At 39.3% G+C, this 21,054-nt stretch carries 18 protein-coding genes and 1 pseudogene; 8 read left to right on the top strand and 11 right to left on the bottom strand.

The window, feature by feature from the left end; genetic code table 11:
• Window positions 1–122 precede the first annotated feature (122 nt).
• A pseudogene (locus F565_RS23380) lies at window positions 123–718 on the top strand (DUF6584 family protein).
• Window positions 719–723: 5 nt separating this feature from the next.
• Here the strand turns inward: F565_RS23380 and F565_RS0104625 are convergent.
• Both F565_RS0104625 and F565_RS0104620 read right to left on the bottom strand, forming a co-directional pair.
• Window positions 724–1,818: a Nif3-like dinuclear metal center hexameric protein gene (locus F565_RS0104625; RefSeq protein ID WP_020212030.1), complete on the bottom strand. Its 1,095-nt coding sequence runs from the start codon at window positions 1,816–1,818 to the stop codon at window positions 724–726.
• Window positions 1,819–1,896: 78 nt separating this feature from the next.
• Entirely contained in the window at window positions 1,897–2,361 is a 465-nt protein-coding gene (locus tag F565_RS0104620) for a hypothetical protein (protein ID WP_020212029.1), read from the bottom strand.
• Window positions 2,362–2,598: 237 nt separating this feature from the next.
• Between F565_RS0104620 and lpxK the strand changes: the two genes are divergently transcribed.
• Together lpxK and F565_RS0104610 are read left to right on the top strand one after the other, a co-directional pair.
• Complete coding sequence (gene lpxK / locus F565_RS0104615) at window positions 2,599–3,624, top strand: tetraacyldisaccharide 4'-kinase (RefSeq protein WP_020212028.1); 1,026 nt, start codon at window positions 2,599–2,601, stop codon at window positions 3,622–3,624.
• Window positions 3,596–4,411, top strand: a complete 816-nt coding sequence (locus F565_RS0104610) for a purine-nucleoside phosphorylase (RefSeq protein WP_020212027.1) — start codon at window positions 3,596–3,598, stop codon at window positions 4,409–4,411. The genes lpxK and F565_RS0104610 overlap by 29 nt, the downstream gene beginning before the upstream one ends.
• Window positions 4,412–4,508: 97 nt before the next feature.
• On the opposite strand, the gene rlmB is transcribed toward F565_RS0104610, so the two are convergent.
• The 3 genes from rlmB to F565_RS0104595 all read right to left on the bottom strand — a co-directional run bounded on the left by rlmB (window position 4,509) and on the right by F565_RS0104595 (window position 6,141).
• A complete protein-coding gene (rlmB, locus tag F565_RS0104605) occupies window positions 4,509–5,243 on the bottom strand; it encodes a 23S rRNA (guanosine(2251)-2'-O)-methyltransferase RlmB (protein ID WP_020212026.1) in 735 nt (244 codons plus the stop codon).
• Between the two features lie 124 nt (window positions 5,244–5,367).
• Window positions 5,368–5,793, bottom strand: a complete 426-nt coding sequence (locus F565_RS0104600; RefSeq protein ID WP_020212025.1) for a GNAT family N-acetyltransferase — start codon at window positions 5,791–5,793, stop codon at window positions 5,368–5,370.
• 9 nt (window positions 5,794–5,802) lie between these two features.
• A complete protein-coding gene (locus F565_RS0104595) occupies window positions 5,803–6,141 on the bottom strand; it encodes a winged helix-turn-helix transcriptional regulator (RefSeq protein WP_020212024.1) in 339 nt (112 codons plus the stop codon).
• 73 nt (window positions 6,142–6,214) lie between these two features.
• Between F565_RS0104595 and F565_RS0104590 the strand changes: the two genes are divergently transcribed.
• A complete protein-coding gene (locus tag F565_RS0104590) occupies window positions 6,215–7,075 on the top strand; it encodes an SDR family NAD(P)-dependent oxidoreductase (RefSeq protein ID WP_020212023.1) in 861 nt (286 codons plus the stop codon).
• Window positions 7,076–7,132: 57 nt separating this feature from the next.
• Here the strand turns inward: F565_RS0104590 and F565_RS21195 are convergent, their stop codons facing one another.
• The 3 genes from F565_RS21195 to F565_RS0104575 all read right to left on the bottom strand — a co-directional run bounded on the left by F565_RS21195 (window position 7,133) and on the right by F565_RS0104575 (window position 10,988).
• Complete coding sequence (locus F565_RS21195) at window positions 7,133–9,505, bottom strand: PAS domain S-box protein (RefSeq protein WP_020212022.1); 2,373 nt, start codon at window positions 9,503–9,505, stop codon at window positions 7,133–7,135.
• 15 nt (window positions 9,506–9,520) lie between these two features.
• The gene (locus F565_RS0104580; RefSeq protein ID WP_020212021.1) at window positions 9,521–9,967 is read right to left on the bottom strand and encodes a response regulator; all 447 of its coding nucleotides are present in this window, start codon (window positions 9,965–9,967) and stop codon (window positions 9,521–9,523) included.
• Between the two features lie 136 nt (window positions 9,968–10,103).
• Window positions 10,104–10,988: an ATP-grasp domain-containing protein gene (locus tag F565_RS0104575; protein ID WP_020212020.1), complete on the bottom strand. Its 885-nt coding sequence runs from the start codon at window positions 10,986–10,988 to the stop codon at window positions 10,104–10,106.
• Window positions 10,989–11,200: 212 nt separating this feature from the next.
• Between F565_RS0104575 and F565_RS0104570 the strand changes: the two genes are divergently transcribed.
• The 3 genes from F565_RS0104570 (at window position 11,201) to F565_RS0104560 (ending at window position 16,384) form a co-directional block, all read left to right on the top strand.
• The gene (locus F565_RS0104570; RefSeq protein WP_020212019.1) at window positions 11,201–12,094 is read left to right on the top strand and encodes an SDR family oxidoreductase; all 894 of its coding nucleotides are present in this window, start codon (window positions 11,201–11,203) and stop codon (window positions 12,092–12,094) included.
• Between the two features lie 33 nt (window positions 12,095–12,127).
• Complete coding sequence (locus F565_RS0104565; protein ID WP_020212018.1) at window positions 12,128–13,045, top strand: helix-turn-helix domain-containing protein; 918 nt, start codon at window positions 12,128–12,130, stop codon at window positions 13,043–13,045.
• A gap of 600 nt (window positions 13,046–13,645) precedes the next feature.
• Entirely contained in the window at window positions 13,646–16,384 is a 2,739-nt protein-coding gene (locus tag F565_RS0104560) for a fibronectin type III domain-containing protein (RefSeq protein WP_020212017.1), read from the top strand.
• Between the two features lie 106 nt (window positions 16,385–16,490).
• Here F565_RS0104560 and F565_RS0104555 read toward each other — a convergent pair whose 3' ends face one another.
• Both F565_RS0104555 and bioA read right to left on the bottom strand, forming a co-directional pair.
• Window positions 16,491–16,994 (bottom strand): hypothetical protein, encoded by a 504-nt coding sequence (locus F565_RS0104555; protein ID WP_020212016.1) that lies wholly within the window; start codon window positions 16,992–16,994, stop codon window positions 16,491–16,493.
• A 108-nt stretch (window positions 16,995–17,102) separates the two neighbouring features.
• Complete coding sequence (gene bioA / locus F565_RS0104550; RefSeq protein ID WP_020212015.1) at window positions 17,103–18,356, bottom strand: adenosylmethionine--8-amino-7-oxononanoate transaminase; 1,254 nt, start codon at window positions 18,354–18,356, stop codon at window positions 17,103–17,105.
• Window positions 18,357–18,540: 184 nt separating this feature from the next.
• On the opposite strand from bioA, the gene F565_RS0104545 reads away from it, so the two are divergent.
• Window positions 18,541–20,049 (top strand): carboxypeptidase-like regulatory domain-containing protein, encoded by a 1,509-nt coding sequence (locus tag F565_RS0104545; RefSeq protein WP_026299883.1) that lies wholly within the window; start codon window positions 18,541–18,543, stop codon window positions 20,047–20,049.
• Window positions 20,050–20,289: 240 nt separating this feature from the next.
• Here F565_RS0104545 and F565_RS0104540 read toward each other — a convergent pair whose 3' ends face one another.
• Complete coding sequence (locus tag F565_RS0104540) at window positions 20,290–21,027, bottom strand: SDR family oxidoreductase (protein WP_020212013.1); 738 nt, start codon at window positions 21,025–21,027, stop codon at window positions 20,290–20,292.
• Window positions 21,028–21,054 lie beyond the last annotated feature (27 nt).

The raw sequence follows: 21,054 nt of genomic DNA, 5'->3' as shown, positions 1-21,054 counted from the left end.
AACTGGATTTGTATTCTATTCCCAATAAAATGAATGCAAAATTAATGATTTTTTTCGTAAGATAAACAACTATATAATATTTTGTGTAATGGAGTTTTAAAGTTGACAGGTAAGGGGGTTAAATGTATTTGTATTTCTATAAATTTACGGCTAATTACCAAATTATTTTCGTGATGGATTTAAAGGATAAACTTTTTGAAATTGATGTAGAAATAAATAAAGGACTTAAGCTTAGGGCTGCCGACAGACTGAAGAATTTATTAGGTCATTACCCTGATGAACCCCAAATTAGGTTTAAGCTTGCAGAACTCTATTATGAATCCGGCTTTTATGACGCAGCGGGTAAATACTGGATATTAACCGAGCCTGACGAAGAGCGCATAAAAAATGTGTTGAAATGTATGAGAAATCTGTGAATTATTCAGGTAACCAAATATTAAAAGAATTGATATTCAGGGGCGATAAATCCAAGCTGTCTGAATATGGGCAACGCAAGCTGGAGGCTTTGGAGTTTAACAGCAAACAGGTTGCAGGTACTGTACCCACATATAAAAGAAAGCATTTTGGCTCTAATATCCCAAGTGATCAAATTGAACAAACGCTTGTATCAGAAATAGTTGGCTATGCAGTTTTATGCTTAGTGCTATTGGCTATAATATTGGTTATCGTAGGGTTTATTGATGGCTTTAAAATTGTTTGGAATATGTTATTTACATAGGTTAATTACAAATACTTTACAGGATTGGTATCAACCCCTGTTATAGTAATGCTTATTCCCTGCGTATGTGCCCCTAAATATTCGGCAATATAATTCTGGGTGTAACGCTCACTTTCAAAATGCCCAATATCGGCTAATAATATTTTGCTTTCAGCTTCATAAAACTGGTGGTACTTAAGGTCAGCCGTTAAAAAAACATCTGCCCCGGCCGCTATTGCAGCTTTAATTGCAAAACTGCCAGATCCTCCCAATACTGCCACTTTGCTTACCGGCCTGTCGGTATAAGCACTATGCCTTATACCATGCGCATCCATTTTTTGTTTTACAAATTGCAGGAATTCTTTTTCATCCATAGGCTGGGGCAGCGTGCCCGTCATGCCCAGGCCTATGTTTTGGTGGGTATTACTAAGGGAGTAAATTTCGTAGGCAACTTCCTCATATATATGATTGGCAAAAAGAGCCTTTAGTATGTTACCCTCTAAGTGTTTCTCAAAAGTAACCTCAATCTTAATCTCATTAGCCTGCACAAACTCTCCTCGGTTACCCACCTGCGGGTTGCTGTCTTCATTTCCTTTATAAGTGCCGGTTCCGGTGCTGTTAAAACTGCAATTGCTGTAATTGCCTATGCTTCCTGCTCCGGCTGCAAATAAAGCCCGGCGTAAATCCTCATAATTTTCGGGAGTAGTGTAAGTTACCAGTTTACGTATAAAGTTCTCTTTAGGAATTAATATTTTAGTATCTGTTAATCCTAACGCATCACAAAATATTTTATTCACACCCTGTTTATGGTTGTCTAAAGCTGTATGTACGGCATAAATAGCAATGTCATTTTTTATGGCTTTTATAACGGCACGTTCTACATAATTTTTACCGGTAATTTTTTTTAGCCCGCTAAATAAAATGGGGTGAAAACACACTATAAGGTTACAGCCTTTAGTTATAGCCTCGTCTATAACTTCTACAAGCGCATCATGGCAAACTAAAATCCCTTTTATACTGTCATTAACATTGCCGGTAAGCAGGCCCACATTATCAAAATCTTCTGCATAAGCCAGTGGCGCCATCGTTTCGAGAATATCGAGTATATCTTTTATTTTCATGCTATATATAAATGTAAGGCTAAGGTATAAATAAAAAAACTGCCCACATAGGGGCAGTTTGGTTGTATATTATTTAGATTACTGGCAGGTTCTTCCGGTAGACGGCTGTGCAGCAATAAAAGTGTCATAATCAAAAGTTTGGGTTACACCATTTATAACTGCTTTTCCATCTGTTGCCCTGCAAACTTCCTGTATAGGAATGGTATCGGTACCTACAATATATGATGTACAGGTAAGGCAGGTAGGATTTGGTGTGCCTGGTGATACAGTATCGGTAACTTCGCCATAAGCATTGTCACAAAATAATTGAAAGTAACGCTCCGGGCGTATCCCTGTATTTGCGCCACCCACATAAACAAGCGTATCTCCTGCGCCTACACATATATCGTAGTTTTCATTAGGCAGGTTAGATAAAGAGTCGGCTGCTATCTCACAAGTCTGGCACCCGCTAAACGCTACCGTAGGGAATACGTTATCTTCGTCAGAACAGGCTATAAAAGTTATTCCGGCTAATAAAGCAACAGAAAGGATAAGTTTTTTCATGGTAGCAATTTTAATTTAAAATGTGACACAGCAAAAAAATGAAAAACGCGCTTCATATCCAAATGTTTCCTATAAAAGTTTATGCATTTTAGCATATAAATATTTTTTGTGTTATAAAACCCGGCACTATTGTAAATTAACACTAATTTAATTTGAGTACATTTACATAAATCGCAATTTACAACAGCTTATTATTTACAATTCTTTACAGAATAATTAATATAGTATCTTAGCACTATGAATTTTTTAAGAAAAATTTTATTTCCGTTTTCAGCAGTCTATTGGTTTATAACTTCTGTGCGTAATTTTTTTTTCAATACAGGAGTGTTTAAATCATATACCTTTCCTTTGCCGGTAATAGCTGTAGGCAACCTTAGTACCGGCGGTACCGGCAAAACCCCACAAACAGAATATCTTATCAGGCTGCTGTCGCCCCTTTATAATGTTGCCGTACTGAGCCGTGGTTATAAGCGCAAAAGTAAGGGGTTTGTATTAGCAAGTGCTAATAGTAATGCACAAACACTGGGCGATGAGCCTTACCAGTTTTATTCTAAATTTCCAAATATACGTGTAGCGGTAGATGCTAATCGTAAAAATGGGATCGAGCAATTACTGTCTTTATCGCCAAAGCCGGATGTTATATTGCTTGATGATGCTTACCAGCACCGCCGTGTAAAAGCAGGATTATATATAGTGCTTACAGCCTTTGGTGATTTGTATGCCAACGATTATATTTTACCTGCCGGAAACCTGCGCGAAAGCAAAAGCGGCGCGAAAAGGGCAGGGGTTATTGTGGTAACTAAGTGCCCGCCTAATTTATCTGCCCGGAAGCAAAAACTGATTGCAGATAAACTAAGCCCTGCACTAAACCAAAAAGTATATTTTACCACGATTGCTTATGATGATGCAGTATATTCTGAAACAGAGTCGGTAGATATTTTAACACTGTCTGATACGCCTAAGGTGCTTGTGGCAGGAATTGCAAAACCACAGCCTTTTTTTGACCACCTTATGGAACCCGGAGATGATTGCATGGAGTACCCGGACCATCATGATTTTACAGATGTTGAGGTTGAAGAGCTAAACAAAATTTCTTTAGCCAGGATAATAATTACTACAGAGAAAGATTATATGCGCCTTAAAGGTAAATTGCCTGCTAACAGGTTATATTATTTACCTATAAAAAGCGAGTTTATAATTAACGGAAACGATTTTGATAATACTATTTTAAATTATGTGGGACAAAGTACAGGAAACAGTTAAATACATTACCGATAAATATGATTTTAAACCAGCGTATGGTATTATACTTGGCTCCGGCCTTGGCAATTTTACCAATGATATAGATGTTTCGTTTTCTATCCCATATAATGAGCTGCCTAATTTTCCTGTTACAACAGTTGCCGGCCACGGTGGTAAACTCATCTTTGGTAAAATAGGCGCCTTAAATGTTGTGGCAATGCAGGGGCGTTTTCATTATTATGAGGGTTACACTATGCAGGAGGTTACTTTTCCTGTTAGGGTAATGCAACAGCTTGGCGTAAAAAAGCTTGTGGTAAGTAATGCGTCGGGTGGGGTAAACCCGGCTTATAAAGTGGGCGATGTTGTAATTATATACGACCATATTAATATGATGCCGGAGCATCCTTTGCGCGGCCGTAATGATGAGCGTTTTGGCCCCCGGTTTGTAAACATGAGCGAGCCATACAGCCGTGCCATGATAGCACAAGCCAAACAAATTGCTGCTGCTAAAAATATAGAAGTAAAAGACGGTGTTTACCTGGGGTTACAGGGCCCTACCTTCGAAACACTTTCAGAATACCGTATGGTAAAAATTCTGGGTGCAGATTGTGTGGGCATGAGCACCGTGCCCGAAGTTATAGTTGCACGCCACATGGATATGGAATGTTTTGGTATTTCTGTAATAACAGATATGGGCGATACCCAAAGTAATGTTGCCGGAATAAGCCATGAAGAAGTATTGCTTGCTGCCCGCGCTGCCGAGCCTAAAGTGAGGGAACTTATAAAAGAACTTATTATGGCTTACTAAGCGTTATAGCACAAATAAAAAAGGGATTATTGAAATTTTACATTCAATAATCCCTTTCTTCTAAGAAAATATATTCTAAAAATCCAATAATCCGGATTTATTGTCTTTGTCGTACAACCTCATATAAAAAAGCACCACAGGCTACAGATACGTTTAGTGAGCCTATTGTACCAAACATAGGCAGCTTTGCCTTTTCATCAACAATTTTTAGTACCGATGGGTTAATACCCCTGTCTTCGCTGCCCATTATAATGGCAAGCGGTTCGGTTAACGAAAGGTCATAAATATTGCTTTCGGTTTTCTCGGTAGCAGCCACGGTCTTAATACCCGATCCCTGCAAATGGAAGATAGCATCTTTAATATGCTCTACCTTACAAATAGGCACATTAAACACTGCTCCGGCAGATGTTTTTACGGTATCGCCGTTAACCGGTGCCGAGCCTTGTTTTTGTATAATAATACCATTAACCCCGGTACACTCTGCAGTACGGATAATTGCGCCAAAATTTCGCGCATCAGATAACTGGTCCAGTATAAGGAATAAAGGTACCTTACCGCTTTCCAAAACTTCTTCAACCATTTTTTCTAAAGTATAAAAAGCAATAGGGGCAATGGTTGCCACAGCACCCTGGTGGTTGTTAGGGGTAAGGCGGTTAAGTTTTTCTACCGGCACATAGCTAAAGTTTATACTTTTTTGCTTCATGGCCTTCATAAGGTCTTTCATAAGGTCGCCCTGGGCATCCTTTTGTATAAAAACCTTGTCTATTTCTTTTCCTGCATGTATAGCTTCTATAATAGCCCTGATGCCAAATATCTGGTGTTCTTTTTCCATGGGGCAAAGGTATAAAAAAAAACATACCCTTTAAATCTCCCGTTAGGGCACGATATAAAAGTTGTGATGCGTCGTGAAGGATATATTCCGACCCGTTTTTTTTTTATAGCCAGCTATAATATACTTAAAGTTTTTTAGATAAATAGATACGCCTGTGTCCCGGAGGAAAATTTTGTACCTCGCCTATAACCTTATAACCATTTTTAAGGTAAAACCCTTCTGCCTGAAAATCAAAGGTATCAAGCATGGCAACAGTAGCTCCTTTCTCCCGTGCTGCATCTTCGGTATGTTTTAAAATAAGGCTGCCTATTCCTGTTTTACGATACGCTTCGGCTACCCATAAAACCTTTATATCAAGGCCGTTCCAGTAGCCTATTCCTGATAATATACCTGCAATTTCTATCCCGGATTCATTTTTTATTACAAAATCGAGGGGTGTCCAGGTATTTGCAATAGCGGGTATCTGGCTAAGGTTATAGCTGTTAATACCACTTATAATTGTAGCAGCGTTTTCTTTAGTGCAGGGTTCTATTATCAATTGGGGTGTCATATTTAATCGCTATTTGCTAATTTCTATACGATGGTTGTAACCCCATTTTATCATTTCGTCTACAAGGGGCTTCAGGCTTTTACAGTAAGGAGATACCCTGTATTCTATGCTTACCGGAGATGTATTATATATTGTGCGTACTACCAGTTTGTTTATTTCCAGGTCTTTTAATTCTTTAGAAAGTACTTTAGTAGTAATGTTAGGTACACTGCGCTGCAAATCCTTAAAGCGTATGTTGCCGGCATTAATGGCTATAAGCACGGGCAGTTCCCATTTGCCGCTCATTACAAATAAGGTGTCCTGTACGTGTTTTATTTTTTGCTCTGTAGATAGTTCCTCTATTTCCATCCTGGTATCCTTAAGGTTACTTGCATCAAAAGTATATCAAATTACAGATAGTTTTGTACAAAAATTAAAACAGATGAAAAACAGGGTCGTATTAATAACTGGTGCTACCGGCGGCATAGGCAAAGCAGTTGCAATAGCACTTGCAAAACAAAACTTCACGGTTATAATCCACGGACGCGATAAAGAGAAAACCTTAAAAGTGAGGGACGAAATTATAACCATTACAGGAAACACTGACATAGACATACTTGTTGCCGATATATTTCTGCTTAGTAATGTGCATGGCATGGTTTACGATTTTAAACAAAAATACAAAAGGCTTGATGTACTTATAAATAATGCAGGTGGTATAATGGGTAAAAGTCGTGAAATAACCACTGAAGGATTGGAAAAGACTATGGCTGTAAACTTATTCGCTCCTTATCTCTTAACAGGGTTGTTGCTGGATTTGTTAAAAGAAAGTGATGATGGGCGTGTTATAAACGTATCATCTTCATCGCACAGATTGAATGCCAAACCTGATTTTACCGATATGCAATTAGATAAAAACTACAATCCGCTTATTGCTTATGGCAACGCAAAATTGTTTTTAATTTGGGTTACCATGCATTTACAGGCTAAGCTGGATAGGCAGGGCATAGACAACGTTATGGTAAATGTTATGCATCCCGGTGCTGTAAAAACAAATTTTGGGGTAGACAGCAATCTGGGCAGTATGCTTAATTTTATAAGTAAGCTGGCAAGGCCGTTTTTCAGGACGGCAGAGAAGGGTGCAGAAACGCTTGTTTATCTGGCTACAACCAATGGTTTACCGGCTAAGGGAAGCTATTATGTAGATAGAAAAGTTGCAGTAGTAAGTGCAAAATATCATTCGCCATTAAACGAAAAAATTGTGTGGGATTATTGCAATGCCATTACCGGATTAAATCTATAGAAAAAAAGAGCCTGCATAATACTACTTTGCAGGCTCATATATATGGAGTCGGTTTGTTTACAGGTTTTCCTCAATAGGTAAGTATATATTAAATAATGCACCCTCGCCAGGCCGGGAACTTGCAGTAATAAAGCCATTATGGTTCTCTGCAATTCGCTTACATATAGAAAGCCCAATGCCCGTACCCTCATAACTTTCTTTAGAGTGCAGGCGTTGAAACACAAGGAATATACGCTCGCTTTGGTCGGGTTCAAAACCTATACCATTGTCTTGTATAGTGATATGATGATAATCCTTATTGGTATCGGCATCCTTAATATCGAGCAATTCACCACTTATTATACCGGAATTTATGGCTATTACAGGGGTCTCCCCGGGCTTTGTAAATTTAATTGCATTAAGTATAATATTGGTAAATAATTGCTCTATCTGAAAGTTTATTACTTTCATTACCGGCAAATTTGTTCTGGTAATAACAGCATTACTTTTTGCAAGGCTGTCAGATATGTCATCTTTAACCTTATGCAGCAACTCATTAAGGTTAGTTAGTACAGCATGCTCCTCTGTTTTATTTGCCCGTGTGTAAGCAAGCAGGTCAAGAATAAGCTGTTGTGTCCTGCCGGATGATTTTTGTATCCTGCTAAAATAATCCTTGCCCCTTGCCGTAAGGTTGTCCCATTCGGTATCTTCAATACGGCTTATAAAGGTTTGTATTTTGCGAAGAGGCTCCTGCAAATCGTGGCTGGCAACATAAGCAAACTGAGTTAACTCCCCGTTAAGGCGTTCCAGGTTTTCGTTAGCAAGTTTAAGGGTCTGTGTCCTTTCATCAACCTTTTCCTGTAGTTTATCTAAAAATAGTATACGGTCGTTAATATCGGTACTGGTGCCCACCCACATTTGTATGTTACCATCATTATCTCTTTGTGGTATAGCGCGGGTAAGTTGCCATAGGTAGTTGCCATCGGCCCTTTTAAAGCGGTGTTCAAACTGAAATTCTTTACCCGTAGTGACAGACTCCATCCAGAGCTCCATATTTTTGTTACGGTCATCAGGATGTACAATTTCCAGCCATCCGTTTGTAAATACATGCTCTTCGGTTAAGCCAGTAAAATCAAAAAGCGACTGACTAAAATAGTTCAGCACACCATTGGCATCGGCAGTCCATATAAACTGGGGCATAAAGTTAGCCAGTACCCTAAACTTTTCCTCGCTTGCAGTAAGGGCAACTTCTGCTTCTTTCCTTTCGGTAATGTCTATAAGCACATTCATGGCACCTGTAACATTACCATTAGCATCATGAATGGGCTGGGGGTGGGCTATAACATGCCTTAATGTACCATCCGGCCGCTCTACGTAAGCTTCTGTAAGTATAGCCCTGTTTTCTTTTAATGCCGTTGCCATAGGGCAAACTTCATGAGGTACTAAAACTTTATCGAGTGTATACAGCCCGTGCGAGCCGCACCATTTATCTTTATTTTTTACAGGAACCCTGTCCCATAATTTTAAAGCTGCCTGGTTATACAGGTCAAGATAGCCCTCTGTGTCTATTGTAAATACGGCAACCGGAAGCATTTCCAGCAGGTCGCTGTAGCGTTTATCGGCAAGCTCTGCCTTTTTTCGGGCAAGAACTTTCTCTGTAACATCGGTTACGGTAACCATTACTCCGCTAACGGTATTGTCTATCTCTATTAATGGAGAGTATTCGTAATCAAGATAATATTCGCGGCTGCCATCGTGCGAGTTTACAATGGCAAGGGCTTCACTCTCTGTATGGGTAATGCCGTTGTTTAAAACATTTAGCAACTGGCCAATGAATGGCTGGCCTTCCTGCTCCGGGAAAACGCTTATAAGTGTTTTGGTCTCTACTTCGGCAAGGTCTTTACGCCATATTGCGAGCATGGCATTATTGGCAATTTCTATAACATGATCGTGCCCGCGCAATATTGCCATGGCGATAGGGCTCTGGCTTACCAGTTTGCGAAACTGTGTTTCTTTTTGCTCAAAAGCTTTACGGGTGCGCACCTGGTCTGTAACCTCAGTTGCAATTACAATTATACCGCTTATGGTATTGTCTTCTTCGCGCAGGGGCTGGTAAACAAAATTAAAATAGGTTTGTTCTTTTTTTCCGTAGCGGTTTATGGTAAATTCAAATTCATAACCGTGGTATGGCTTGCCGGTGCTTAAAACATGGTCAAACAGGTGCGATACCCTTTGTTTAACATCGGGCAGTGATTGGTATATAGATTTACCTATAAAATCGTTAGCATCAATGTCTATAAGAGAGAGGTAGGTGTTGTTAGCCATCTCTACCACCATATCTTTACCCTTAAGTATAACCATACCTACGGGAGCCTGCATTACGGCGTTCTGAAACTTCTTTTCGGTCACTGCCGCCGTTTGGCCATCTTTAAAATTATTTGTACTGTTCATTGGTAACAAAAAAAATTACACCACAATAAGAAACTGCTCGCGCGATGGCTGTGCGGTGTGGTTTTTCCAATTTATATCTAAAACCATAGATATGGCTTTTTTAAGTTTCGCGAAATTGTTAGGCTTGCATAAATAATAATCGGCGCCCTGGTCGTACACTTTGTTTATATAATCACTTTCAGACGAGGTAGATAATATAACCACAGGTATATGCTTAAATTTCCTGGCAGCACGAATTTCTGTAAGGCACTCAAAGCCATTTTTTTTAGGCATATTGAGGTCTAAAAAAATTACATTTGGCACAGGAGGAACTTTCTTGTCAAGAATGTGCATTAGCTCTATACCATCGTTTGCAGTGGTAAGCTTTACTGTTGAAGACAGTTCCATCAGGGCTTCTTCAAATAGCAGGCAATCATCTAAGTCATCGTCTGCAAGAAATACAGATTTATCATATCCATTCATTATACCTTATTTAAAATTCAACTCAAAAATAAGGCAAATAGAATTAATAACCGCTTAGGTTAGAGGGTTTCTTACTAAAGTTTTCATAATTTAATGTGCTTTTACATTTGCTTTACATAGTGTAAAAAGAGCTTTATTAATTAAGATGCCTTAGCAAGCTAAAAAAATATAACGATAAACTGCCGCCAAACCTCGGGTTAATTTCAAATATTTTTGGCACACCATTATGTATTTTATAATCTAAACAGCACAAGCCTTCATACCCTATGGTGTTTAGTATTTGGGTAAATGCATCCAGGTGTTTTGATTTCACTATATAGCTGCATATTTGTTTTGTTTTTCCCTGCAGGTACACAGGTTGAGAGTATTTATAGCATACCGTTACAGATGCAGCTATTTTTCCATTTTTAAATACAATATGCGTAGCATACTCAGTAGTGCCTGCTATAAGTTCCTGTTTAAAAAAGTTGGGGTCGTTAAGTAGTTCTGCATAGAGAGTTTCATCTTCGGCATTATTTATAATGAATGCTTCCTTGCTATACTCGCCTGTTTTGCCCTTTAGAATATACGGAAACTGTATATTGTTCCCAGGGGTAAAATGCCCTAAGCCAGCCGATTGCAGGGTAGCATTTAGCAGGTTTTTATTGTGGCAGATATTTATAGCCTCTATAGATGGGATAGGAATAATATCCTGTTTTATAGATTCGCGGTTAGACGAGCATACCATTAAATCATCAATGGTTATAGGCACTACCACATCATATCCTTTAAAATTTGTACTGGTGTCAAACCGTTTAAAATCAAGGGTAATATCAGTACGGCTAAAATTTTCCTGAGTTTTATGGTTTCTCCACGGGTCTTTATCTGTTAATAATATAGCACTGTTAGAAAATTTATGGTAAGGGAAAAGTAGCTTTTCTTTAGTGCAAAATGCTTTATTAACTAATAGAGCATTGAGTTTTATATAAGATTCTTTTGCTACTATCTTTTTTAAAATGCCTACAGGAGAACTTAACGTCATAAATTGCTCAAATATAAAATTTACTTTTAAAATAAAATTAACATTTATTTAACGCAAAATTATGATTCTTATCTAAATGTGCAATAAAACAATAGTTAATTTTTAAGGTGTAATTGTATACTAAAGAAATGGCTACAATTTTAATAGATTACACTACAGGCAGGGTATTTATAGTATGCACCTTTGTATTTTAAATAATAAAACAGTAAATTATGAAAGTATTTGTAACAGGAGCTACAGGCTTTATAGGATCGGCGGTGGTGCAGGAGTTGATTAATGCAGGGCACGAGGTGCTTGGTCTTGCGCGCTCGCAACAATCGGCAGAGCTGTTAGCAGCAGCAGGGGCACAGGTGCATCATGGCGACCTGCAGGATTTAGACAGCCTGAAAGCGGGAGTAGCCCAGGCAGATGGCGTTATACACACCGGTTTTATACACGACTTTACACAGTTTGCAGCAATGTGTGAGGTAGACAGGCGTGCCATAGAGGCTATGGGCGAGGTGCTTGCAGGAACCGATAAGCCATTTATAGTAACATCTGGCACGGCATTGCTTCCATCAGGAAAGCTTGCATTAGAAAATGATGCACGCCCGGCGGACAGCCCTAACCCGCGCCAGACAGAACAGGCTGCCGATGCTCTTGCAGCAAAAGGAATACGTGTTACGGTAGTGCGCCTGCCGCCATCGGTTCATGGTGAGGGAGACCACGGTTTTGTGCCCATATTAATAAATTTTGCCCGGCAGAAAGGTATTTCGGTCTATATTGAAGATGGCACAAATCTTTGGCCTGCGGTACACAGGTTTGATGCAGCCAAACTATTCAGGCTTGCGTTAGAAAAAAATGAATCCGGTTTAACCCGCTATCATGGCGTTGCCGAACAAGGTATTGCTTTTAAAGAAATAGCAGAGGTTATAGGCAGGCACCTTAATGTGCCTGTAGTAAGCAAATCGGCAGGAGATGCTGCGGCACATTTTGAATGGTTTGCGCATTTTGCAGCGTTTAATAATCCGTCGTTGGCTGTGCAAACGCAGGAGCAGCTTAACTGGCAGCCCACTCATATTGGGCTTATTGAGGATATTGATAACGATTATTATTTTACAGCTTAGTTGCTGTTTTGCTAAAAATTAGTAACTTGTGGTATGGCAGCAACGCAACCTTTCAGGATTAAATCTATAAGCCAGTTTCATCAGCTCAGGGGGCTCCCTAAACCGGAGCACCCACTTATAAGCGTAGTGAATTTTGATGATGTTAAGCGTACCGAAGACGACCCGCAGTCTATAGTTTTAGATTATTACTCTATTGCGCTAAAGCGGAATTTTAATGCTAAAATGAAATATGGCTACGGCCAGTTAGAATATGATTTTGATGAGGGTATAATGTTCTTTATTGCCCCGGGTCAGGTATTCTCTGTGCATAACGCCGAAAATTATAAAGTATCAGGGTGGATGCTGCTCATTCATCCTGACTTTTTGTGGAATACATCGTTAGCCAAAAAGATAAAGCATTATGAGTATTTTAGCTATTCGGTACATGAGGCACTGCACCTATCTGACAAGGAAGAAACCATGCTAACCGGTATTATGCAAAATATTGCGCAGGAATACCATTCTAACATAGACAACTTTAGCCAGGATGTAATTGTTGCCCAGATAGAGTTGTTGCTTGCCTATAGTGACAGGTTTTATAACCGCCAGTTTATAACCCGAAAGATTGCCAACCATAAAATACTTAACCGCCTCGAAGATATACTGAATGGGTATTTTAACGGTAATGACCTTGAAAAACATGGCCTGCCCACGGTACAATATATTGCCGATGCATTAAATATATCGCCTAACTATTTAAGTGTAATGCTAAAACTGCAAACCGGGCAAAGCACCCAGCAGCACATACATGATAAACTGATAGAAAAAGCTAAAGAGAAACTCTCAACCTCGGATTTATCGGTTAGCGAGATTGCTTTTGCTTTAGGCTTCGAGCATTCGCAGTCGTTTAGCAAGCTGTTTAAGAGCAAGACCAATTTATCTCCGTTAGAGTTTAGGAATGCATTTAATTAATAGGGCTTATAAGCCTTAAAAATTGCTTTTGTAAGCTCCGAAGGAGCGCCATGTATATAGAAATTATAAAAGACAGAACTTTAGAGCTTCGGAGAAGCGGTATGTAAATTCAACGTGCCGCTTCTCCGGAGCTTTTTTATTTGCAGACTTTAATTTATTTTTTACCACGAAGTTCACAAGGTTTTTCACAAGGGACACAAATTCAGGCCTAACATCTGCACAAAGATGACAATCCGGTAAACCAGGATTGAAGAACACAAGGCTATACGCACCGCTTCGTGACCTCCCGCCTGTGGCGGAATATACATACTCATTTATTCATATAGCCTTGTGTCCTTTGTGAAAAACCTGGTGTCCCTGGTGTTTAAACTTTATTAAATAGTGACTACATATAGGTATATTGTAACCGGTAAATGGTATAATAAATATCTTTAGATCAATACCACAACTTAAAAATAAATTAACCACAGGGTAAAAAAATAAGTATTTTATTACATGTTAAATAATGTTTGGGCAATTTTTAGTTAAAACAGGCTTAACGGGTAATTGTGCTTAGTAAAGGTAGTTTTGTGCTGATTCTAAATCAGAAAACAACACACTATGAAAAAACTTTACCTTTTGCTTTTAGTACTGTGCGGTTTTTGGGTTAATGCCCAAACGCTGTACCCGTACCTGCAGGCACCCACAACAAATTCCATTTATGTAAACTGGAAGACTGAAAGTAACGTAGAATCTATTGTAGAGTATGGCGATTCACCCACTACATTAAACACAACGGTTAATGGTACAAACCAGATAATGACAGATACCGGTTATCCTGCAAATTACTACTACCATACGGTACAGATTACCGGCCTTATGGCAAATACTAAGTACTATTATAGGATACGTACTGGCGCAGCACAGTCTGAAGTTCACAGCTTTAAAACCATTCCTGCACCGGGACAGGCTGCTACGGCCGATGGGCATTTACGTTTTCTTGTCCTTGGTGATAACCAAATGAGGAACGAGCCACGTTTTGATACGCTTGTAGCATCGGCAAAACGTAAAATAGCACAACGCTGGGGTGCCGGCCTTGACCCCTCCGATAATATTGCGCTTACTGTAATGATGGGCGACCAGGTAGACGTAGGTACGCTGGATCATTATGAAAATGTGCATTTTAAAAAGAACAGGGAGCTTTCCGGCCTTTTACCAATACAAACCCTTGTGGGTAACCACGAAACATACGGTACCCTTGCCATGCAGGCATATTACGACCACTATATCCTTGACGGGATGTCGTACCAGGGAATATCATCGGGTACAGAGAATTATTATGCCAACCAGGTAGGTAACGTATTGTTTATTGCTATGGATACAGAGCATACCAGCGTACAGCAGCTTACATGGGTTGCGCAGATAGTAGAGGCTGCGAATAACGACAGCACCGTAACCTGGATAGTATCTTTAGGGCACAGGCCATACCAGGCAGAACAATATGTAGGCGATATCTCTCCGTGGGTGCGCAACTCGGCCATGCCTATATTAACAACATCGCCTAAGCATATTTTGCACATTGGGGCACACCACCACCTGTACCACAGGGGGCAGCTTAAAAACACACCTACCTACCAAATTATTTCGGGTGGTGTAGCATGGGATCAGTACTGGGGCATGGCTGCAGAGCAAAATTTTGACGATGTGCAAAAAACCATCTCTAACTGGATCTATCAGATAATAGATGTAGATGTTACTAACGGTACATTTGATGTTGAAGCATACTCTATAGGCAGTATTTATGAGTGGAAAGACAGTGAGCTTATGGATGCGTTTCATAAACACACAGGTGTTGCAGTACCGGCACAACCTGCCGTAACCAATGCTTTTGATGGCGGCGATGTAAACCTGCCCCTTACTATAGAAAGCTCGGATTATACTACTACAAGCAGCGAGGAGCTAAACTCTACGCAGTTTATGGTTGGTAAAACAGAAAACTTTGACATTATAGAGAAGGATGTATACCGTGATTTTGAAGACCTGTATGGTGCCGGAGAACGTCCGGACCTTTCGGTAGATGTTAATGCGGGAGTTAATATTACAAAACTTACCATTGCAGAAAATGAAATTCCTAACGGGCAGTATTTTGTAAAAGTGCGCCACCGCGATAAAAACCTTAGCTGGAGCGAGTGGAGCGAAACAAAATCGTTTAACGTAATAAACAGCCGTTTTGCTAACACGCTTATACAGCTTGATACACTTTCGTACCGCCAGAATGCACCAATAACTGTTACATTTTCTGATACTCCGGGCAATAACCGTGACTGGGTTGCTTTATACAGGGAAGGCGAAACACCGGGCAGTGCTACACCGTCATTATTATGGGCGTATACAAATGGCCAGGTAAGCGGCACACATACCTTTACCGCTGGTATTGCAAACAGCGGACGTTATTATGCAGCTCTTTTAGAAAATGATGGCTATACAGAAATTGCCGCCAGGGTATATTTTTATGTAGGCCCTAATGTAACCCTTACTACAACCCAACAGGCGTATGAAACGGGCAGTGATGTAGTAATAAACTTTACAGATGCTCCTACTTTACCACTCGACTGGATAGGTATTTACAAGGTGGGGCAAACACCTGGAAATATAGGGTCTACACAATGGGATTATGTTACAACCGCAAACGGCAGTTTTACTTACAGCGGCCTTGCAAACGGTTATTATTATGCACAATACCTATTACAGGATGGCTATAATACTGCGGGAGAAAAACTGTTTTTCCAGGTAGGTAACCAGATAACGCAACTGGGTATAAACAGGACTATTTATAACCTTAACGAGAATATTATTGCTACCTGGACAGATGCTCCCGGTATAATAAAAGACTGGCTGGGTATTTACCACGCGGGCGATGAGCCTAACGTAGACCCGCTTGTAAGCTATACTTATTTTGATGGTCAGCCGGAAGGCACTAAGACTATCCCTGATAATAACATGCCTACACAGCCGGGAGAGTATTTTATTGTAATATTTACCGATGACTCTTATAATGAGGTGTCTAACAGGATAAATTTTACAATGATGGATCCTACAGCAGGTATGGACGAATTTAAAGGGCAGGACCAGTTAATGGTATATCCTAACCCTGCAAAAGAGGGCGAGCGTACTTACATAAAATCTAAATACCGTATAGACCAGATAGATATGTTTGATATGACGGGTAACCTGTTTTACACCTCTAAAAACGTAAACGATTATAACTTTTCACTAATAAACCAAAGCCTTCCTACAGGTACATACATCCTTAAAATACATTCTGAAAAAGTGCATACTGTAAAGATAATTGTAGAATAAAACTTACCTGCAAAGGAGTACCTGATAGTATAAAAGACAAAAGCTGCCCCGTGCAGCTTTTGTTGTTTTATTAATTCTGTAATTTAGCTATAGTATACAGGAGCATTTATTTAAAGGCTAATGTGTCGGTCAAGTCCAGTACTGTCTTACCATGGTTGTAAATAAAAGTATGCTTTAATAATTTAAGGCTACCGGTTGCATGCGAAATGCGGGATAGCGCAACTAAATTATCATCTTCCTTATCTATCCTGCCAAACTCATTATCGCGTGCAGCTTCATATATACCATCCCCATAATTTGAAAAAGAATTTTTCCGGTAAAAAAAAATAGTGAGTGTTTCAGGAAATTTGGTAGTTGCTGTTGGATAAGTTTCCTGTATAAAAGCATTTAATTTTTGTAAAAGCTCTTTGTTCTCAAAACCTTTATAGTTGTCAATTTCATAGTACTGAAAGATATCCTTTGTGCTAAAAAGGCGTGTGTCCAACCCCTGTCCTGTAAGGAACTGTTTATTAATTACAGGATCTATTGGGCTTATATCAAAATTTTCAGTGTTTGTACAGCTATACAAACTTATAAGGAATATAAATATGGCTATGTTTTTGAGCATCATAAAATTGGTTAAAAAAATAAAATATAAGTATCCAAATATACGGTAAGGATGATTTATTTTTTACAATTTAACGCATTGTGTAAAATATAATTTGCTCCCGCTGTATTTCTATGCTAATTTATCTATCCAATCTTTTATCACTTTAAGTAAAGTAAGCAGTTGTTTATCGCTAATAATGTATGGCGGCATAAGGTACAATATGTTGCCAATAGGTCTTAGCCAAACGCCCTCTTCCTGGCAGAATTTATTAAAGCCGGCAAGTGATTGTGCATCTTTCATTTCGATAACGCCAATGGCACCCAGTACCCTTTTTTCCTGTATAAAATCAGACTGTATAGTTTTAAACTGCTCGCTTATAACGTGCTCAATATTGGCTATTTTAGCAAGGTAATTTTGCTCTTCAATAATTTTTATACTTTGCAAAGCTACAGTACATGCCAGCGGGTTGCCCATAAAAGTAGGGCCGTGCATGAGCGCTTTCTCATACGTATCGCCTAAAAAGCTGTTAAATACTTTTGTGCTTGCCAGAGTTGCGGCATGGCCTATGTAGCCTGCAGTCATAGCCTTACCCATTATCATAATATCGGGGCTTATACCGGCATGCTCTGCAGCGAATAATTTACCGGTGCGGCCAAAACCGGTGGCAACCTCATCAAAAATTAAAAGTATATTATATTCATCGCATAGCCTGCGCACGTGTTGTAAGTATAATGGCGAATAGATGTTCATGCCGCCTGCACATTGTATTACAGGTTCTAAAATAAAGCAGGCAATAGTGGCAGCATCTTGTTTAAAAAGTGCCTCAACCTCTACAACGGCAGTTTCAATTTCGGTATCGGTTGCATTATAGCCACCTGTAGGGATGTTTACAAAGTACCCACGGTGCAATACATCATCAAAGGCATTTGTAAAATCAGAGTCATCGCTAACCTCCATAGCTTTAAAAGTATCGCCATGATAGCCATTTTTAAGTGAAACAATTATTGTTTTGCCAGTGTAGCCTTCATTCTTAAAATATTGCAGTGCCATTTTTAGGGCGACCTCTACACCTATAGAGCCGCTGTCTGAAAAAAATACATGGTTTAAACCTTGCGGAGTGATGCGTACTAATGTATCGGCAAGTTGCGCCGCAGGCTGGTGCGACAGCCCGCCCAGCATAACATGGCTTACCTGGTTTATCTGGCTTATCAGTGCAGCGTTAATATCCGGATGATTGTAACCATGTATTACGGCCCACCATGACGATATACCGTCTATTAACGCCGTGCCGTTTTCCATGTGCAGTACTGCTCCCTGAGCATTTTTTACGCTTAGCAGCACTTCCATGTTTTTCATTTGCTTGTAGGGGAACCACAGTTTCATTTGCCCGATGTTTTAGGTGCGCAAAGATACTTAATATTAAAAAAGGTGTTTGGTTAAAATGCGCTGAAATATTTAGCATTGCTTAACGTTAGTTATAATAAGTATTGTGTATTTGTGTTAATTTTCCTTATTTGCAAATGCACTTACATGACAACCAATATCAATAAGCCAAACCAACCACACCATGTTAAGAAATTTATTTATGTACCTCTTTATCCTGCTGGGTATGCAGGCTGTAATTGCCCAAAGTATTACTGCAAAAGTTATTGATGCCCAAAGTAATGAAGGGCTGCCGTATGCCAATATAGAAGTTAACGGCGAAAATATTGTTAGCAATGCAGAGGGCGGCTTTGCCATACCCGAAAAAAACAATGCCGATAATACAGTGCTTACAATATCCTTTTTGGGTTACCATACTGCACGTATAACCGTAGCCGAATTAAAAGCCTCTGAGTTTACTGTTAAACTTAACCCCGGTGTTTTTGAACTGGAAACGGTAAATATAACAAACATAGCACCCAATGGCGACAGTATAATTGCTGCCGTAAAAAGAAATTTAGCGCGCAATTATAATTACAAGGCAGACCCGTCTAAAAACACTTTTTTTTACAGGGAATCTAACAGTTTTATGCCCATTAAGCTTAATGTAGAAATAAATAAATCGTCGGGGTTTAGTAAGGAGGATTTAAAATCAACAAACAAGCAGTTTAAGGAACTTACATCAGGCCTAATAGCCCGCCCGCCGGTAGAGTTTAAAGAGTTAATTTGTAATTATTACAATGGCGTAAAAACAGTAGACGGCAAACCCGTTTTTTATGGTAAGTATGATATTGTAAAAGGGATAAAGCTTAAGGATAAAAACCGTGCAGTATCTATAAACGAAATGGAGCAAATGGCTACGGGCATATTATTTAAACACCTTGATACCACTAAGTATTACAGGATTAAAAGTGGCCTCTTTGGTTCGCAGGATACTATACCTATAGGTGTAGGGGCCAGGAAAAAAGGCAAACAAAAAGCTACAGAACTTACTACAGCAAAATCAGATATAAGTATGTTTTTATTTGAAAGGAGTTTTTTAAATCCTTATAAAAATGATTTCGTTACGCACCCGGAGTTGTATAGTTATGTTTATGAAGGGGCTATACCGTTAGGCGACCAGTATGTTTATATTTTAAAGTTTAGCCCTAAAAAAAGTAAGGCTAAGTACACGGGTACCTTATATGTATCTGATAATGATTATGCTGTAGTTAAGGCCGATTATCAGTTAGCCGAAGGAAAAACACTGGGAGGAGTAAACCTAAAATTCCTGCTGGGTGTAAAACAATCAGAAAATGTGAGCAGGGGAACATTAATATTTAAAGAAAGAAACTCCGGTGGTGGTTATTATCTGCAATATGCATCTGTTACATCAGGAGAATATATGTATTTAAACAGGCCGCTAAAGTTTATTGAGATTACCAAAGAAGAAAAAGATGTAGTGGCGTTTGACCTTAAGATAGAAACAAATATGCAAACCAGGCAGGAATACTATAGCATGGCATATTCTGAAATATCTATGGGCGAATTAGAGAGCGCTAAAGAACGCGAATTTAGCTACTTGCAATTAGAAAGTTACGACCCTAAAATATGGAAAGAATACAGTACTATAGAGCCTCTTGAAGAAATGAAAAAGTTTAAGGCAATTGAGTGATTTTTTATCACGTTTAAAAATAGAACTCATCTTGACTTTTTTCAATTGGCTGCAAAATGATCTTTTCGCTTCATATTTTACCTGTTTTATTATTCCGTAGCGCTGCTATGCAATGCAAAAAAGCTAAAATCTGAAACAAAAATCTCTATTTTTCGCTTCAATCATAAAAATCAAGACGAGTTCATAGAAAAGCTCCGGATTTTATGATCCGGAGCTTTTTGCATCATAGCTTAGTAACAATTACCAGGGGCTCTCGTTATTTTCGGTTTCAATATCGGGGCTAAAATAGTTACCGGTAGGGCCATTGGCATCAAGAACAGCATATCTGGCAACAAATGCCGCAGCATACTCTACGCTGTTAGGGCCACTGTGGTTGTTAAAATCAGTGGCGGTATAGCCGGGATCTATCGCGTTTACTTTAAAACCTTTGTCTTTAAGTTCGGCAGCAAGCACAACGGTATAAGCATTTTGTGCCGTTTTAGATGTACCGTAAGCAGCAGTTTTATATGGATAATATTTCCAGTTTGGGTCGCTGTGCAGGGTAAGTGAGCCCAGGCCCGATGTTACATTAACAATTACCGGGACTTCTGCTTTTTCAAGCAGGCTTATAAAGGCCTGCGTTACATCTATTGTTCCAAAAAAGTTAGTGTCAAACACTTTACGTATCTCATCTGTATTCATGTCAGATGCGTTTTGCGGCTGTATGCCCAGTATTCCTGCGTTATTAACCAGCACATCCAGCAAGCCTGATTTTGCCTCTATAGTTTTCCTGGCAGCTTCTATAGATGCTTTATCGCATACATCTATGGCAATAGCTTCAACATTGCTTAATCCTTCCGCTTTAAGAGTATCGGCTGCTTGTGTGCCATTATTAATATCGCGGCTGCCCAGGTAAATAAAGTATCCTTGTTTAGCTAACTGCCTTGCGGTTTCAAAACCAATACTTTTATTGGCTCCTGTAATCAATACTGTTTTCATTTTTTTTTCTTTTTTAATTGTAAGGCA

Origin of the sequence: Flavobacterium rivuli WB 3.3-2 = DSM 21788, from assembly GCF_000378485.1 — a bacterium.
Lineage (GTDB): Bacteria > Bacteroidota > Bacteroidia > Flavobacteriales > Flavobacteriaceae > Flavobacterium > Flavobacterium rivuli.
The sequence above is the reverse complement of the archived record's forward strand: the minus strand, read 5'-3'. Positions and strand labels throughout refer to the sequence as shown.

Coding starts and splice junctions, on each gene's coding strand:
- F565_RS0104545 (WP_026299883.1), top strand. CDS start 18,541: ATGTTAAGAAATTTATTTATGTACCTCTTTATCCTGCTGGGTATGCAG.
- rlmB (WP_020212026.1), bottom strand. CDS start 5,243: ATGGAAAAAGAACACCAGATATTTGGCATCAGGGCTATTATAGAAGCT.
- F565_RS0104580 (WP_020212021.1), bottom strand. CDS start 9,967: ATGAATGGATATGATAAATCTGTATTTCTTGCAGACGATGACTTAGAT.
- F565_RS0104590 (WP_020212023.1), top strand. CDS start 6,215: ATGAAAAACAGGGTCGTATTAATAACTGGTGCTACCGGCGGCATAGGC.
- F565_RS0104620 (WP_020212029.1), bottom strand. CDS start 2,361: ATGAAAAAACTTATCCTTTCTGTTGCTTTATTAGCCGGAATAACTTTT.
- F565_RS0104600 (WP_020212025.1), bottom strand. CDS start 5,793: ATGACACCCCAATTGATAATAGAACCCTGCACTAAAGAAAACGCTGCT.
- bioA (WP_020212015.1), bottom strand. CDS start 18,356: ATGAAACTGTGGTTCCCCTACAAGCAAATGAAAAACATGGAAGTGCTG.
- F565_RS0104610 (WP_020212027.1), top strand. CDS start 3,596: ATGTGGGACAAAGTACAGGAAACAGTTAAATACATTACCGATAAATAT.
- F565_RS0104575 (WP_020212020.1), bottom strand. CDS start 10,988: ATGACGTTAAGTTCTCCTGTAGGCATTTTAAAAAAGATAGTAGCAAAA.
- F565_RS0104555 (WP_020212016.1), bottom strand. CDS start 16,994: ATGATGCTCAAAAACATAGCCATATTTATATTCCTTATAAGTTTGTAT.
- F565_RS21195 (WP_020212022.1), bottom strand. CDS start 9,505: ATGAACAGTACAAATAATTTTAAAGATGGCCAAACGGCGGCAGTGACC.
- F565_RS0104570 (WP_020212019.1), top strand. CDS start 11,201: ATGAAAGTATTTGTAACAGGAGCTACAGGCTTTATAGGATCGGCGGTG.
- lpxK (WP_020212028.1), top strand. CDS start 2,599: ATGAATTTTTTAAGAAAAATTTTATTTCCGTTTTCAGCAGTCTATTGG.
- F565_RS0104595 (WP_020212024.1), bottom strand. CDS start 6,141: ATGGAAATAGAGGAACTATCTACAGAGCAAAAAATAAAACACGTACAG.
- F565_RS0104625 (WP_020212030.1), bottom strand. CDS start 1,818: ATGAAAATAAAAGATATACTCGATATTCTCGAAACGATGGCGCCACTG.
- F565_RS0104540 (WP_020212013.1), bottom strand. CDS start 21,027: ATGAAAACAGTATTGATTACAGGAGCCAATAAAAGTATTGGTTTTGAA.
- F565_RS0104565 (WP_020212018.1), top strand. CDS start 12,128: ATGGCAGCAACGCAACCTTTCAGGATTAAATCTATAAGCCAGTTTCAT.
- F565_RS0104560 (WP_020212017.1), top strand. CDS start 13,646: ATGAAAAAACTTTACCTTTTGCTTTTAGTACTGTGCGGTTTTTGGGTT.